At 62.1% G+C, this 14,655-nt stretch carries 14 protein-coding genes; 9 read left to right on the forward strand and 5 right to left on the reverse strand.

Annotated elements, in window-relative coordinates; translation table 11 throughout:
• Positions 1 to 7 precede the first annotated feature (7 nt).
• On the forward strand, positions 8 to 1,516 hold the full coding sequence (locus FEZ59_RS28765; RefSeq protein ID WP_172933514.1) for a protein adenylyltransferase SelO: 1,509 nt from the start codon (positions 8 to 10) through the stop codon (positions 1,514 to 1,516).
• Positions 1,517 to 1,528: 12 nt separating this feature from the next.
• On the opposite strand, the gene yaaA is transcribed toward FEZ59_RS28765, so the two are convergent.
• Positions 1,529 to 2,272, reverse strand: coding sequence for a peroxide stress protein YaaA (gene yaaA, locus FEZ59_RS28770; RefSeq protein ID WP_007735009.1), 744 nt, complete (start codon positions 2,270 to 2,272; stop codon positions 1,529 to 1,531).
• A gap of 55 nt (positions 2,273 to 2,327) precedes the next feature.
• Between yaaA and FEZ59_RS28775 the strand changes: the two genes are divergently transcribed.
• The 5 genes from FEZ59_RS28775 to FEZ59_RS28795 all read left to right on the forward strand — a co-directional run bounded on the left by FEZ59_RS28775 (position 2,328) and on the right by FEZ59_RS28795 (position 8,071).
• Complete coding sequence (locus tag FEZ59_RS28775) at positions 2,328 to 4,073, forward strand: proline--tRNA ligase (protein ID WP_020969391.1); 1,746 nt, start codon at positions 2,328 to 2,330, stop codon at positions 4,071 to 4,073.
• Positions 4,074 to 4,152: 79 nt separating this feature from the next.
• Positions 4,153 to 4,824: an O-methyltransferase gene (locus FEZ59_RS28780; RefSeq protein ID WP_041814959.1), complete on the forward strand. Its 672-nt coding sequence runs from the start codon at positions 4,153 to 4,155 to the stop codon at positions 4,822 to 4,824.
• 22 nt (positions 4,825 to 4,846) lie between these two features.
• On the forward strand, positions 4,847 to 5,506 hold the full coding sequence (locus FEZ59_RS28785) for a rhomboid-like protein (protein WP_070386971.1): 660 nt from the start codon (positions 4,847 to 4,849) through the stop codon (positions 5,504 to 5,506).
• Between the two features lie 58 nt (positions 5,507 to 5,564).
• Positions 5,565 to 7,295: an acyl-CoA dehydrogenase family protein gene (locus FEZ59_RS28790; protein ID WP_172933515.1), complete on the forward strand. Its 1,731-nt coding sequence runs from the start codon at positions 5,565 to 5,567 to the stop codon at positions 7,293 to 7,295.
• On the forward strand, positions 7,292 to 8,071 hold the full coding sequence (locus FEZ59_RS28795; RefSeq protein ID WP_172933516.1) for a ketosteroid isomerase family protein: 780 nt from the start codon (positions 7,292 to 7,294) through the stop codon (positions 8,069 to 8,071). The genes FEZ59_RS28790 and FEZ59_RS28795 overlap by 4 nt, the downstream gene beginning before the upstream one ends.
• A 76-nt stretch (positions 8,072 to 8,147) precedes the next feature.
• Here the strand turns inward: FEZ59_RS28795 and FEZ59_RS28800 are convergent, their stop codons facing one another.
• Positions 8,148 to 8,573 (reverse strand): pyridoxamine 5'-phosphate oxidase family protein, encoded by a 426-nt coding sequence (locus tag FEZ59_RS28800; protein ID WP_020907428.1) that lies wholly within the window; start codon positions 8,571 to 8,573, stop codon positions 8,148 to 8,150.
• 159 nt (positions 8,574 to 8,732) lie between these two features.
• Between FEZ59_RS28800 and FEZ59_RS28805 the strand changes: the two genes are divergently transcribed.
• Entirely contained in the window at positions 8,733 to 10,028 is a 1,296-nt protein-coding gene (locus tag FEZ59_RS28805) for an aromatic acid/H+ symport family MFS transporter (protein ID WP_172933517.1), read from the forward strand.
• A 91-nt stretch (positions 10,029 to 10,119) separates the two neighbouring features.
• Complete coding sequence (locus tag FEZ59_RS28810) at positions 10,120 to 11,076, forward strand: DMT family transporter (protein WP_029255176.1); 957 nt, start codon at positions 10,120 to 10,122, stop codon at positions 11,074 to 11,076.
• On the opposite strand, the gene FEZ59_RS28815 is transcribed toward FEZ59_RS28810, so the two are convergent.
• From FEZ59_RS28815 to FEZ59_RS28825, 3 genes are all read right to left on the reverse strand, one after another.
• The gene (locus FEZ59_RS28815; protein ID WP_070386732.1) at positions 11,038 to 11,877 is read right to left on the reverse strand and encodes an SDR family NAD(P)-dependent oxidoreductase; all 840 of its coding nucleotides are present in this window, start codon (positions 11,875 to 11,877) and stop codon (positions 11,038 to 11,040) included. The two genes, FEZ59_RS28810 and FEZ59_RS28815, sit on opposite strands and share 39 nt — an antisense overlap.
• The gene (locus tag FEZ59_RS28820) at positions 11,874 to 12,371 is read right to left on the reverse strand and encodes a nuclear transport factor 2 family protein (RefSeq protein WP_046378422.1); all 498 of its coding nucleotides are present in this window, start codon (positions 12,369 to 12,371) and stop codon (positions 11,874 to 11,876) included. Before FEZ59_RS28820 ends, FEZ59_RS28815 begins: the two co-directional genes overlap by 4 nt.
• A 93-nt stretch (positions 12,372 to 12,464) precedes the next feature.
• Positions 12,465 to 13,100, reverse strand: a complete 636-nt coding sequence (locus FEZ59_RS28825) for a helix-turn-helix domain-containing protein (protein ID WP_021333000.1) — start codon at positions 13,098 to 13,100, stop codon at positions 12,465 to 12,467.
• A gap of 84 nt (positions 13,101 to 13,184) precedes the next feature.
• On the opposite strand from FEZ59_RS28825, the gene FEZ59_RS28830 reads away from it, so the two are divergent.
• The gene (locus FEZ59_RS28830; RefSeq protein ID WP_172933518.1) at positions 13,185 to 14,609 is read left to right on the forward strand and encodes an MFS transporter; all 1,425 of its coding nucleotides are present in this window, start codon (positions 13,185 to 13,187) and stop codon (positions 14,607 to 14,609) included.
• Positions 14,610 to 14,655 lie beyond the last annotated feature (46 nt).

The following is a 14,655-nucleotide window of genomic DNA, read 5'->3' on the forward strand; positions in this document are numbered from 1 at the left end:
TCGTGTGATGGCCGCATTCCAGGAATCCACAGCAGACACGGTCACCATCGTGGCAGGCCTCGAGAGCACCTTCGCCGACGAACTCGGCGCTCTGACGGTGCCGTGGCAAGGTGCTGCCGCGCCCGACCCGCAGTTGCTCGTGCTGAACGAGCAGTTGGCTGCGTCGTTGAGATTGGACGTAGCAGCGCTGCGAAGTGTGGACGGGATCGGCGTCCTGTCCGGTTCGACGGTGCCGGTCGGGGCCACACCGGTGGCGATGGCATATGCGGGTCATCAGTTCGGTGGGTACGCACCAATTCTCGGGGACGGTCGGGCTTTGTTACTCGGCGAACTCGTCAGCAGCGCCGGGCAGCGAGTGGACTTGCATCTGAAGGGCTCCGGGCGCACGCCGTTCTCTCGGGGCGGCGACGGGTATGCGGTCGTAGGGCCGATGCTGCGCGAATATCTCGTCAGTGAGGCGATGAATGCCCTCGGTGTCCCCACTACGCGCGCGCTGTCGGTGGTGGCGACGGGCCGAGACGTTCGCCGCAACGGCGCAGAACCCGGTGCCGTGCTTGCACGGATCGCGTCGAGTCACCTACGCGTTGGGACCTTCGAGTTCGCGGCCCGGCAGGGCGAGGTATTGCAGCCGCTCACTGATTACGCGATTGCCCGGCACTACCCGGAGCTGACCGAACTTCCGGCAACGGGTACACACAATCGCTACCTGAAGTTCCTCGAGGCGGTGGTTGAGGCGCAGGCATCACTGGTGGCGAGGTGGATGCTCATCGGTTTCGTGCACGGGGTCATGAACACCGACAACACGACAATTTCGGGGGAGACCATCGATTACGGTCCGTGCGCCTTCCTCGACGCGTTCGATCCGGCGGCAGTGTTCAGCTCGATCGACCACGGGGGCCGCTATGCATTCGGTAATCAGCCCGCTGTACTGAAGTGGAACCTGGCGCGCTTGGCAGAAACACTGTTGCCACTGATCGATTCCACACCCGACGAAGCAATTTCCGCGGCGTCAGCAGTTCTCGAGACCTTCGACGAGCGCTACGAGGGTCACTACGCGGCCGGTCTCGCGGCAAAGCTCGGTCTGGCCCAGCCGTTTGTCGATCGGGCGCTCGTCGACGATCTGCTGACGTTGTTGGCGGAACACGGTGCTGATTGGACGGGCAGTTTCCGCGCTCTCGCCGACGTATTGCGCGGAAATTCGGTGCCTCTCGACAACCTCGTGCCACGGGAGCACATCGCGCCCTGGTTGCAGCGGTGGCAGGGAGCCCTGACCGAAAACGGATACGGGGCCGCGGAGACCGCGAGCGCGATGGATCGCGTCAACCCGCTGTACATTCCGCGTAATCATCGGCTCGACGCTGCCCTGCGCGCCGCGACCGACGGCGACCTCGCTCCATTCGAGAAGCTGCTGGAGGTTGTCACGCATCCATTCGACCGACGCGACGAGTGGGCTGACTACACCGAGGCGGCTCCGCAGTCTTTCAGCGAAACATTCCAAACCTTCTGTGGCACTTGACAGACGAAGCCATCAATCCGTCAGGATGATCAATTCGCGCTCCGACGCGATTTCGACGCGCAAGCCCGCCTTCGACGCCACCCGCGCAACACCCTTGATGTCGGTCGGTTCGGCGCGCGAGACCACAAGGGCGCGCGCGAGCAGACCCTTGTGGTGCTTGTTGAAGTGACTGACGACAGTGCGGGTGCCGTCCGGCTTCTCGGTGAGGACCGTTGCGATCAGTGCGTCCGGAACCGGTCCGAGGTCTTGGTAGGTGCCGGACCGTAGATCGATGACAAGGCCGTCGGCTTCGGCCGCCAAGGCCTTCGGCAACTCCGGCTTCCACAGTGAGCGGAGCGTGCCCATCCCGGGCAGCTTGGACCCGCCGGAAAGGCGGTAGGCGGGGATCAGATCTCCCGCACGGACTGCACCGAACAGAGCGGAGCCGATCGCGATCCGATCGAGAGCCTTGGCCTTCTGGGCACGGGTGAACGACTTGGCGTCGAGGGCGTCGAAGAGCACCCCGGTGTAGCGCTGCAGCGCGGGCCGCGTCGCGGACACCCACAGCTTGGCGTTGCGTTCCACTTCGTCTGCTTGCGTCGGACCGAGCCCGAGCGCTTCGCACGACGCCTCGACGTCAGCGGCCAGATCGACCAGCGTCTGAACCAGCAATTCGCGCGTTTCGGTCAACTGTGGCATCGACAGTTCGGCCAGATCGAGGGGCGCATCCTTGCCGCCGTCGGACTTGGTTTCTGAGGGAGGCAGCAGTACAAGCACGCTGTAACCGTACCGAGGCCCGCTCGGCCGACTGCGGCGACTATCCTTACACCTCGTGATTACCCGTCTGTCCCACCTGTTCCTGCGTACCCTGCGTGACGATCCCTCGGACGCCGAAGTTGCCAGCCACAAATTGCTGGTTCGTGCCGGCTACGTGCGTCGTATCGCTCCAGGCGTCTACTCGTGGTTGCCGCTGGGATTGCGGGTGCTGCGCGAGGTTGAGCGTGTTGTCCGCGAAGAAATGAATGCCATTGGTGGGCAGGAAATTCTGCTGCCTGCTCTGCTCCCCCGCGATCCCTACGAGGCGTCGAACCGCTGGACCGAGTACGGCCCCAACCTGTTCCGCCTCAAGGACCGCAAGGGCAACGACTACATGCTCGGCCCGACCCACGAGGAGCTCTTTGCTCTGACGGTCAAGGGTGAGTACAACTCGTACAAGGACTTCCCGGTCACCCTGTACCAGGTGCAGACCAAGTACCGCGACGAAGAGCGTCCGCGTGCGGGCATTCTGCGTGGTCGCGAGTTCCTCATGAAGGATTCGTACTCCTTCGACCTCAGCGACGAAGGCCTGACGGAGTCGTACCAGGCGCACCGCGGTGCCTACGAGAAGATCTTCACGCGTCTGGGCGTCAAATACGTCATCGTCTCGGCGACCTCCGGTGCGATGGGCGGCAGCGCGTCCGAGGAGTTCCTTGCCGAGAGCGAGATCGGCGAAGACACGTACGTGCGCTGCCTCGAATCCGGCTACGCCGCCAACGTCGAGGCCGTCAAGACTGTTGTTCCCGACTCGATTCCGTTCGACGGGCTACCCGAAGCGAAGGTGTACGACACCGCGAACACACCCACCATCGACACCCTCGTGGACTGGGCGAACGGTGCCGACCTCGGCCGCACCATCACCGCTGCCGACACTCTCAAGAACATCATGGTCAAGACCCGCTTGCCCGGCGGCGAGTGGGAACTGCTCGGTATCGGCATCCCCGGCGACCGTGAGGTCGACGAAAAGCGCCTCGAAGCTTCACTGGAGCCGGCCGAGTTCGTGATGATCACCGAGACCGACTTCAAGAACAACCCGTTCCTGGCCAAGGGTTACATCGGCCCGAAGGCTCTGCAGGCCAACGGTGTTCGCTACCTTGTCGACCCGCGCGTCGTCGACGGCACCAGCTGGATCACCGGCGCCGACGAAGACGGCAAGCACGTGGTCGGCCTCGTTGCCGGTCGCGACTTCACCCCTGACGGAACCATCGAAGCCGCCGAGGTTCGTGACGGCGACGCCTCTCCCGACGGCGCCGGCACGCTGGTCTCGGCTCGCGGTATCGAGATCGGGCACGTCTTCCAGCTCGGCCGCAAGTACACCGATGTCTTCACCGTCGACGTCCTCGCCGAGAACGGCAAGCCCGTCCGCCCGACCATGGGTTCGTACGGCGTCGGCGTCTCGCGTCTGGTGGCCGTCATTGCCGAGCAGCACCATGACGAGAAGGGTCTGCGCTGGCCTGCCGAAGTTTCACCGGCCGACGTCTACCTCGTCATCGCGAACAAGGACGAGACCGCGCGCGAAGGCGCCGAAGGCCTCGCCGCGCAACTCGACCGTGCCGGACTCGAAGTAATCCTCGACGACCGCAAGGCATCGCCGGGCGTGAAGTTCAAGGACTCCGAGCTGATCGGCGTTCCGCTGATCGTTGTCGTCGGCCGTGGTTGGGCCGACGGCAAGGTCGAGATTCGCGACCGCTTCACCGGCGAGAGCCGTGAGATCGACGCCGACTCGGCGATCGAGGAGATCATCAGCGCAGTTCGCGGCTGATTCGAATAGTCGTCTGGGCCGCCGCAGCCACCTTCCGAGGTGTCTGCGGCGGCCCTTCTTTTCTGCCACAATCGTGGCTATGGAACGCGAACCGGATTGGGCAGAAGTCGACGGTTACCTTGTCTCCACGTTGGTAGGTGAAGATCCGGTTCTCGACGCGGCACTCGCCGCCAACTCCGAGGCCGGCCTCCCTCCGATCGACGTGGCGCCGAACCAGGGCAAGCTCCTCAACCTTCTGGCGCGAATGTGCTTGGCGCGCAATGTCCTCGAGATCGGAACGCTCGGCGGATACAGCACGATCTGGCTCGCTCGCGCGGTCGGCCCCTCGGGCCAAGTCATCACGCTGGAATTCGATCCCACCCATGCGGATGTCGCTCGGGCGAATATCGAGCGCGCCGGCTTGGCTGACCGTGTCGACATCCGCGTCGGGGCTGCGCTCGACAGCCTCCCGTCGATCGCGAAGGAAGAGTTGGGACCTTTCGACTTGGTCTTCATCGACGCCGACAAGGAGAACAACACCGAGTACGTGCGGTGGGCGTTGGCCCTTTCGCATCCCGGAACCGTCATCATCGTGGACAACGTGGTGCGTGGGGGACATGTGTCCAACCCGGATATCGACGATGAGCGCGTCAAAGCGAGCCGAGCGGTGTTGGAGATGATCGCGGCCGAGCCGAAACTCGACGGCACCGCCATTCAAACCGTGGGTTCGAAGGGATGGGACGGGTTTGCCGTTGCAGTAGTGAACGAGTGAGCGCAGACTCGAAGCGGTGAGGATGCTGGGGGCAGCAAAGGCGGCATGGCGATGGGTGCGCAGTGCTCCCGGTACCTACGTCTGGTTGCTTGCCCTGCTGTTCACCACACTGTTCCTGCGGCATCTGCCTGACAATGTCGAGGAGCGTTTTCTCGGCAAGCGCTCGACCAATCTGCATCACCTGGCCGAAGACCCGCTACGAGTCCTGTTCTCGAGTGCCTTCTGGCTCGAAGGTGGCGGTTGGTTGGGATACCTGGTTCTCTTCACCATCTTTCATGCAACGGCTGAGCGTTGGCTCGGGACGTGGCGGTGGCTGTGTGTTGTCGTCATCGCCCACGTCGGAGCCACGTACATCAGCGAAGGTGTTCTGTACGAAGGTATTCGGCACGGATACGTGGCGGAGTCGGCGGTCAACACTCTCGACGTGGGAGTGAGCTACGGTCTGGCCGGCATCATGGGGATTCTGGTGTACCGCATCGTCGATCCGTGGCGATACGTCTATCTCGCGGGGCTGCTGGTCTTCTACGGTGTACCTCTGATTTTCGCCACCAATTTCACCGCCATCGGCCACATGTCTGCGTTGTTGCTGGGATTGGCGTGCTATCCGATCACGCGTGCTCGGGCGGGCACGTGGAATCCGATGGACCTGTGGCATTCGCGAAGAATCGCAGGTCTTCCATGAATCGCACCGCGGAAAGTTACCCGCTGGTAGTTTAGCGTCATCGACGAAAGGTAATGACGTGTCTGGCACCGATGGATTGCTCTTCAACCCCCATACTTACGACCCCGCTCAGTTCGATCCGGAGACCCGCCGTTTGCTGCGAGCCACCATCGAATGGTTCGAGAGCCGCGGCAAGAAGCAACTGCTTCAGGACGACCTCGACGCCGTGTGGGTCTCCGACTTTCTCGAGTTCGTCGGCAAGGAGAAGTTGTTCGCGACGTTCCAGACTCCGGCGGCATTCGCCGGCGGTGACGAGAACCGTCGTTGGGACGGTGCCCGCAACGCGGCCTTGAGTGAGATCTTCGGTTTTTACGGGCTGGCGTACTGGTACGCCTGGCAGGTCACGATCCTCGGACTCGGACCGATCTGGATGAGTGACAACGACGCAGCGAAGAAGCGTGCAGCGCAGGAACTTGCCGACGGTGGCGTCATGGCGTTCGGCCTCTCCGAGCGCGACCACGGCGCCGACGTGTACTCCACTGACATGCTTCTCACTCCCACCGCCGGCGACGTCGCCTTCCGCGCGAGCGGCGAGAAGTACTACATCGGAAACGGCAACGTAGCCGGAATGGTGTCTGTGTTCGGGCGTCGTACCGACGTCGAGGGTCCCGAAGGCTACGTGTTCTTCGTCGCCGACAGTGCACATCCGAACTATCAGCTTGTGGACAATGTCCTGCGCGGGCAAATGTACGTCAGCAATTTCCGCCTCGACGACTACCCGGTGCGCGAGGAAGACATTCTGCACACCGGCGTCGCCGCATTCGAGGCCGCGCTCAACACGGTCAACGTCGGAAAGTTCAACCTGTGCACCGGCTCCATCGGGATCACCGAACATGCGTTCTTCGAAGCAATCACTCACGCGCAGAATCGAATTCTCTACGGTAATCCGGTCACCGACTTCGCCGATGTACGCGCCGCCTTCGTCGACGCGTACTCACGTCTGATCGCGATGAAACAGTTCAGCGCGCGGGCGGTCGACTACTTCCGCAGCGCCAGCCTCGAAGACCGTCGCTACCTGCTGTTCAATCCCATGACCAAGGCCAAGGTCACCTCGGAAGGTGAAAAGGTCGTCGGGTTGCTGCACGACGTGATCGCGGCAAAGGGGTACGAGAAGTCCACGTACTTCCGTGAAGCAGCGCAGATGATCGGCACGCTGCCCAAGCTCGAGGGCACCGTCCACGTCAACGTCGGCCTGATCCTCAAGTTCTTGCCGAACTACCTGTTCAACCCCGCGGAGTTCCCGGAGATCGTCACGCGCGACGACGCAGCCGACGACGAGTTCTTCTGGAATCAGGGACCGACCCGCGGCGCTGCGAAGATCCAGTTCCACGAGTGGAAGCCCGTCTACGAGAAGCACTCTTCGATCCCGAACGTCGCTCGTTTCTACGAGCAGGCGATCGCACTCACCGAATTGCTCACTGCCGCAGCGCCGGACGCGCAGCAGCAGAAGGATCTCGATTTCATGCTCAATGTCGGGCACCTGTTCTCCCTCGTCGTCTACGGTCATCTGATTCTCGAGCAGGCCGAGATCAGCGGACTCGACGCCGACGTTGTCGATCAGATCTTCGACTTCCAGATTCGCGACTTCTCGGGATACGCGATCGCACTGCACGGAAAGCCGTCGTCGACGCCGGAGCAGCAGAAGTGGGCCTTGGCCGCAGTGCGGAAGCCTGTTGTGGACAGTGAACGCTTCGACCGGGTGTGGCAGCAGGTCAAGGCGTACGACGGTGCATACGAGATGCGCGCATGACCGCGCCGGTGGTACGTGAGCAGTTGATGGCCGTCGTGGAGGGATCCCCGAAAGCCGTCGGCGCGCATGATCGCTCGACCTGGGTTGCGCTGTTTGCCGAAGAGGGCCAGATCAACGACCCTGTAGGTTCACGTCCGCATAACGGGCAGGCGGCGATCGAGAGTTTTTACGACACGTTCATCGCCCCCAATTCGATCACCTTCCACGTCGAGCGCGATATCGTGTGCGGCCGCACAGTGTGGCGCGATCTGAGCCTCGCTACCGAGATGTCGACCGGAGTCGTCCTCGACGTGCCGATGCATTTGCGCTACGACTTGGTGGGGGAGCCCGATTCCTTGCGGATCGGAACCCTCTATGCGCATTGGGAATTGGCAACGATGCTGAGCCAGCTCGCTACCGCCGGCGTTGCCGGGGTGAAGGCTGCCGCGAAATTGACCCCGCAGCTGCTCTCGAACCAGGGGATCGGCGGAGCGCTCGGATTCTCGCGCGGCATCTTCGGAGTCGGAGACAAAGGCAAGAAGGCGGCTTCGCGGTTCCTCGATGCGGCCGCTGTCGGTCGAACGCCGCCGGTACCCGTCGAGCTTCCGACGGGGACGCAGTTGTCCAATGCCGACGTCAACGCTCTGCTCACCGGCGTGACGAAGAGCAAGATGCTGGTTGCCGGTCGAACTGTGACGGCGAGCGTAATCGTGTGCGGGGAACCGGCCATCGCCCTGTTCGGCTTCGAGGCGAGCGGTCATCGCCTCAATCGGGTGCGCTTCTTCACCGAGAGCTGATACCGAGAACACTCGAATGCAGGTCAGGCTCGGCGCGCCACTCCGGCGCGCCGAGCCTTCGCTTTTCGGTGAAGTGTCAGATCGCCCCGAGATCCGCAGACAGCCAGTGCTGCGGATTCATGTAGATCGCTACCTGCTCGCCCAACTGCGATCGCGCGAATTCGAGATATCCGTCGACCTTGTCCGGGGTCAGGTATCGCCGCGAGACTTCGACCAGCATCTCGTCGGTGCCCGGAACGATCTTGTCGACGGATCCGCTGACGCTGACGTAACGGATTGTCGGATCGAGCCTTTCGGCCATCAACGAGAAATGCCCGGCCGACTCGATGAGTCGAGCCTTTCGTGAATCCTTGCCCGTGAGGATCCATGGTTTGCCACCGGGTGAATACAGGTACCAGATCGGGACGGTCAACGGACCGCGTTCGGTGCCGTCCGCTACGGACAGCGCCCCGATGTGGGGTTCGGCCAGAAACTGTTCACGCTCATTTTCGGAGAGTGCCATTCCTCGAGATTACCGCGACGTTTGACATGGCGTTGTGACTCCGTACACAATCGATGTGCTCATTATGAACATGCGTTCGCAATGCGAACAGATTTCGATCTGAACTACTGGATCTGAACCGGTAGCGAACGCCCACAAGCAGTGAATGTCGAGGATCCGATGACCGCACCGCATACGCAATCGAGTTCAATCACCGGTTCGCCTGGGGCGCGTGCCGCAATGTGGGTAGCACCGTTGTGTTGGATAGCTGTGCTTCTGGACGGATTCGATCTGGTCGTACTCGGTGCGGTCATTCCTTCACTTCTCGACTACGACGCGTGGGGATTGAGTACCGGCACGATCACGATGATCTCGACCTTCGGGCTCATCGGCATGACCATCGGCGCCCTCGTCATCGGCACTCTCACTGACGTCATCGGTCGACGCCGCGCGCTGCTGTACGCCGTTGCCGCATTCTCGATTCTGACTCTGTTGTGCGCAATTGCGCCCAATCCGTTCATCTTCGGTCTGCTGCGCTTCCTCGCCGGTGTGGGACTGGGTGGCGCCCTTCCGACGGCATTGGCTCTGGTCAACGAATTCTCGAAGAAACAAGGCGGTGGATCTGCGTCGACCATGCTGATGACCGGCTATCACGTCGGCGCCGTTGCCACCGCCGCGCTGGCGCTCGTCGTGATCGAACCTTTCGGTTGGCGAGCGATGTTCGTTGTCGGCGCACTTCCTGCCGTCGTCCTGATCCCACTCATGTTGCGGTATCTGCCGGAATCCCCGTCGTACCTTCTCGCTCACGGAAAGCGTGCCGAGGCCGAGGAAATCGCTGCCCGCTACGGTGTCGAGCTCGAGGCTGCGCCTACGTCCGAAGCTGGGCGCGCCGAAGCCGCCAATCCCGTTCGCGCACTGTTCTCTTCGAAGTTTCTGCGTAACAGCATCGCCATCTGGATCACCAGTTTCATGGGCTTGCTGCTCGTCTACGGATTGAACACGTGGCTTCCGACGATCATGCGCGAGGCCGGTTACAACCTCGGAGCCTCGTTGACGTTCCTTCTGATCCTCAATGCCGGAGCCGTCGTCGGGCTGTTGATCGCCGGGGGCGTCGCGAACAAGATCGGCCCGCGTACCGCAGCAATCGTGTGGTTCACGGGAGCAGCGTTGTTCCTGGCGCTTCTGAGTGTGAAGGTGTCGTTCGGAATCTACGTGATGGTCTTCCTCGCCGGATGCTTCGTTTTCAGTGCACAGGTACTGGTCTACGCCTTCACGAGCGCCAATCACCCACCGCAGATTCGCGCGACAGCGCTCGGATGGTCGGCGGGTGTCGGCCGGGTCGGTGCGATCTGTGGCCCGATTCTGGGCGGAGTTCTCCTGGGTGCGGGTTACGCCGTGCCGTGGGGCTTCTACGCTTTCGCGCTCGTCGGACTGCTCGGTGCAATTTCGATCTCCTGCACACGGGTTCGCATCTGAAATACCAGTTTCGCAGGTTGGCGCGCTACTGCTATCGTTGAATATGAGTATGAAGAGTAGCGCTATCGTCACGTCGCGGGCACCGCTACCGATGCCATCGTCTCGATCCGGTTTGTGGTGGGGCTTGCTCGGTGTTCTGGCGTTCTCGTTCACCGTTCCGCTCACGAGGGTCGCCGTCGCGGATCTCGACCCCCTGTTCGTCGGCGCGGGCCGCGCCGTCGTTGCCGGGGCCCTTGCGATTGTGATGCTGTCGGTTACTCGCGCGACGCTTCCGACGCTTCGGCAGTGGTTTCGCATCGCACTCGTGACCGTTGGCGCGGTACTGGGGTTTTCACTGTTCACCACGTTTGCGTTGCAGACATCGCCGGCGAGTCACGCGGCAGTCGTGATCGGACTACTTCCCGCTGCGACCGCGGTATTTGCCGTCGTCCGAGGAAAAGAGCGTCCCAGTAAGGGATTCTGGTGGGCAAGCGCCGCCGGCGCGGTATCGGTCGTAGGGTTCGTGGCCGTCGCAAACGGCGGACTCGGCTCGTTTCAGCTCGCTGATCTTCTTCTGTTCGCCGCGGTTGTGTGTGCAGCGCTGGCATATTCGGAAGGTGCGTTGCTGGCCCGCGAGATCGGGTCGTGGCAGACGATTGCCTGGGCATTGATTCTCGGACTGCCGGTCACGATTGCGTTGACGGTGGCGTCCATGGCCCAGGCTCCGGTCTCTGCCGATGTGAATTCGTGGCTTTCGTTTGCCTACCTGGGATGCGTGAGTATGTTTCTCGGGTTCTTTCCCTGGTACCGGGGTCTGGCGATCGGTCCCATTTCCACTGTGAGCCAAACACAGTTGGTTCAACCGGTACTCAGCATTGCCTGGTCGGCGCTGATACTCGGTGAGGCGTTGTCACCCTCGATCGTGGCCGGCGGCGTCGTCGTCATCGGGTGTGCCTGGCTTGCCCTGAAGGCGCGAGTGGCAGCGCCGCGTGCTGTGCCGGCACGCGACGCGACCACCGCCACCGATGATTCAGAAAAGCGGGCCGCCACCGAAGGCACTGCGGTGTGACGCAGGTTGTTTCCCGTTGGCGTCGGTGATTCCGTACTCGACGGCCGTCTCGGCGGTGATCAGTGTGTGACCGCTGCGCGCGTTCACTTCTGGATCGTTGGCCAATGCAGTGATGACTTGGCCGACGAATTCCGGGGTTTCGGCCTCGGCCAGTGAGAAGCCTTCGAAGCTCTCGATCCCACTCGCCTCCATCCGCTCGTTGCGGATCAACCCGAGCCAGAAGGAAAGTGCGGTGACGCCGGTTCCCTTCAATTCGACAGCCATGTCGGCGGCCATCTTGTCCAAACCTGCCTTTGACATCCCGTACAGGACAGAGTGCAGGTACCCGCGGGTGCCGAATGACGAGATATTGCCGATCACTCCACTGCCCCGGGGGACCATCAACTTCGCCGCTTCTACCGAAGCAACGTAGTGGGCGCGCAGTCCGATTCCGATCAGCGAATCCCAATCGTCGATCGGCCTCTTCCAGAACGGATCGGCGAAGCCGGCATAGCCCGCCGGGTTGGCCCAGACGTTGTTGACCAGAAGATCGAGGCGGCCTGACTGTTCCTCGGCGATGCGTGCAAACAGGTCGACGATCTTTTGATCGTCGGCGTGATCGCACTGCACGGCAATGCCGTGACCGCCGCGCTCGGTGATCTCCGCCGCGGTGCGATCGAGCGGGCCGTCGGCGCCGACGGTTCCTCGCGCCGTCACGTACACCGTCCAGCCGTCGCTTCCCAGTGCGAGTGCAATGCCTTTACCGACGCTCCTACTCGCGCCGGTCACGAGCGCTACTTTGCCGTTTGTCGACGTGGTCATCGGGGGCCTCCCAACGAACCCTCGGCGATTTCACTGTCGGGGGACAGGGGAGTGGTGATCGACCACGTCTCCGTGAAGTGGCATTGACTCATTTTCCACACACCGTCCTCGATTACGTATTTGTCGTCGTATTCGCCGGTCATCAACTTCTCGGTGCGTCCGACAGTGTCGACCTGGCGGAACTGCAGAGTCCATCGCCCCACCGCCGACGTCTCCGAGGTCAGTGTGATGTCGGGATGCAATCCGTGATGCATGTCGAGTACCGCGTACCGGCCGTCGACCTTGCGAAGAGCGATCTTCTCGAAGATGTCCGCCATCGGCCCGGCGTCGTCGAACGCGCCGAGACGGCCGTAGTCGATCGACGCTCCTGAACGGATGAAGCTGCTGCGGAACCGAACCGGATCCTTGGCGTCACATGCTCGCCAGTAGCCATGTTTGAGCTTCTTGATTTCCTCGATCTGTTCGAGCGCGTCGAGGCGTTGTGCGAGATCCACCGTCGGTCCTTTTCGTCTGGGTTTCCCGGAGACATGTCGGATCGACTGTAGGGTGTCCTCAGTCACATGTGTGTAGTTTTTCCCAGTGACCGGTCAGGAAACGGTGTCGGTTTCGCTCGAGGATTCGTCGCCGGTGAGAGTGATCGCAGTCGAGTCGCTGAAGACGCTGCCCCAGAGTTCGCCGAGGGCCGGATCTTCTTCGGCGTGTTCGGGTGCCATCATTGCGAGCAGATTGTTGATCAGCATGCCGTTCGCGATGAACAAGCGTGCTTGCTCGGGCGTGCAACCGGTGCGCTCACGCAGCAAGGTGTAGATGCCGGACATGGCGTTCCGGGAGACGGCGGCGACGTCGTCTGTGCTGGTTGCGAAGCCGTGCAACATGACAAGCAGCAGATCCCGGTCGAGAACCAGCTCGCCGTAGGCGGATCCGAGTTCGGCCCAGAACTGCGGATTGCTCGGATCGATTGTGACGGTGTCCAATTTGTCGTTGAAGGTGCGGACGATTTCGTCGAGCGCTCGCGTGAACACCGCGTGGAACAAATCTGCCTTGGTTCCGAACATGCGCACAACGTAGGGCTGCGAGACGCCGGCTTCCTTGGCGACGGCGTCCGTGCTGGTGCCGGAGTACCCGCCCTTTGCAAATGCCCGCGTTGCCGCGGCAAGGACCAGTGCGCGACGTTCCGGTGCGCTCATCCTGCGGGTACGTGGTTCAGCTGCACCGATCGACATATTGACACGTTATCACCGGATAGCTTAGTTTCGACTTAAGTAATCATTTGATGCCTTAAGGCACCTTCACATCGAGGAATCACGATGACCGTTTTGACGAAGTCCGGATCGGACGCCGCATCCGGGTCGGAAAACAGTGGAGGACGTAAGGTTCCGATCGCGATAGCGATGGTTGCTGCTTCTCTGCCCATGTTCATGGCTACCCTCGACAACCTCGTGATGACGAGCGCGCTGCCGGTGATCGAGAAGGAACTGAACGCGTCCGTCGGGCAGCTCCAATGGTTCATGAATGCGTACACGCTCTGCTTTGCGACGCTGATGCTTTCGGCGACGACGCTCGGCGATCGGTGGGGACGCCGCCGGATGTTCGTGTTCGGAATCGGGCTGTTCACGGCTGCATCGATCGCTTCGGCGCTGTCGACAACTCCCGCCCTGCTGATTGCGGCCCGGGCATTTCAAGGCGCGGGCGCAGCCGCGATCATGCCGCTCTCGCTGACCCTCCTCGTCGCAGCCGTACCGGAAGCCAAGCGCGCCATGGCAATCGGTGTCTGGGGTGGCGTCTCCGGACTGGGAATCGCGATGGGTCCCGTGGTCGGTGGAGCGGTAGTCGACGGGTTCTCGTGGCAGGGGATCTTCTGGATCAACGTGCCGGTTGCGATCGTTGCCGTTCCTCTCGCGTTGTATGCGTTGCGTGAATCGACCGGTCGCACACAACCTCTCGACCTTCCCGGTGTCGCACTCGCCGGACTCGGTGTGTTTCTGGCGGTGTGGGGGATCGTTCACGGCAACGACGACGCCTGGGGATCGCTTGGAGTGGTTGCGTCGTTGGTCGGTTCCGCAGTCGCGTTGGCACTGTTCGTTCTTCGCGAGATGAAGACGTCACATCCGGTCATGCCCCTACGTCTGTTCCGTTCACGCAGCTTCTCGATGGCGAACGTCATCGGCTTGACCTTCTCGATCGGGATCTTCGGAGCGGTGTTCCTGCTGTCGCAGTACCTCCAGATCGTGATGGGCTACAGCCCGTTCCAAGCAGGCCTGCGGACGCTTCCGTGGACGGCAGCGCCGATGATTTTCGCTCCTCTCGCCGGTTTTCTGGCGCCGAAGGTCGGGCTCCGTTCACTTCTGCTGACCGGTCTACTTCTCCAGGCCGGAGCATTGTTCTGGTTGGCCGCGTTGATCGGTCCCGACGTGACGTACGGTTCGCTGGTTCCGGCGCTACTGATGGCGGGCATCGGCATGGGCCTGACCTTCGCGCCGAGTTCCACGGCTGTCCTCGTCGACATGGATGAGCCTGATCACGGAACGGCCAGTTCGACCAACTCGACGCTTCGCGAGATCGGTGTTGCGCTGGGAATCGCGGTTCTCACCGCAGTCTTCCTTGCCGCTGGTGGCGCGCTCACGCCGCTGGGCTACGGAGATGCGCTGACACCTGCACTGCGCGTCGGCGGTTGCTTCGTGTTGGTGGCCGTGGTTGCGGCTTGGTTCGTGCCCTCACATCGCAAGGCTTGAGCCACTGCTGTGCGCCTTTATTAACCACCGGCGGTTAATAAAGGCG

Origin of the sequence: Rhodococcus sp. MS13 (assembly GCF_013277835.1) — a bacterium.
GTDB classification, from domain to species: Bacteria; Actinomycetota; Actinomycetes; order Mycobacteriales; family Mycobacteriaceae; genus Rhodococcus_F; species Rhodococcus_F erythropolis.

What these genes read in the sequence shown, in the direction of transcription:
- FEZ59_RS28765 (WP_172933514.1), top strand. Translation starts at nt 8, where the DNA reads ATGGCCGCATTCCAGGAATCCACAGCAGACACGGTCACCATCGTGGCA.
- FEZ59_RS28780 (WP_041814959.1), top strand. Translation starts at nt 4,153, where the DNA reads ATGGAACGCGAACCGGATTGGGCAGAAGTCGACGGTTACCTTGTCTCC.
- FEZ59_RS28785 (WP_070386971.1), top strand. Translation starts at nt 4,847, where the DNA reads ATGCTGGGGGCAGCAAAGGCGGCATGGCGATGGGTGCGCAGTGCTCCC.
- FEZ59_RS28795 (WP_172933516.1), top strand. Translation starts at nt 7,292, where the DNA reads ATGACCGCGCCGGTGGTACGTGAGCAGTTGATGGCCGTCGTGGAGGGA.
- FEZ59_RS28800 (WP_020907428.1), bottom strand. Translation starts at nt 8,573, where the DNA reads ATGGCACTCTCCGAAAATGAGCGTGAACAGTTTCTGGCCGAACCCCAC.
- FEZ59_RS28805 (WP_172933517.1), top strand. Translation starts at nt 8,733, where the DNA reads ATGACCGCACCGCATACGCAATCGAGTTCAATCACCGGTTCGCCTGGG.
- FEZ59_RS28810 (WP_029255176.1), top strand. Translation starts at nt 10,120, where the DNA reads ATGCCATCGTCTCGATCCGGTTTGTGGTGGGGCTTGCTCGGTGTTCTG.
- FEZ59_RS28815 (WP_070386732.1), bottom strand. Translation starts at nt 11,877, where the DNA reads ATGACCACGTCGACAAACGGCAAAGTAGCGCTCGTGACCGGCGCGAGT.
- FEZ59_RS28825 (WP_021333000.1), bottom strand. Translation starts at nt 13,100, where the DNA reads ATGTCGATCGGTGCAGCTGAACCACGTACCCGCAGGATGAGCGCACCG.
- FEZ59_RS28830 (WP_172933518.1), top strand. Translation starts at nt 13,185, where the DNA reads ATGACCGTTTTGACGAAGTCCGGATCGGACGCCGCATCCGGGTCGGAA.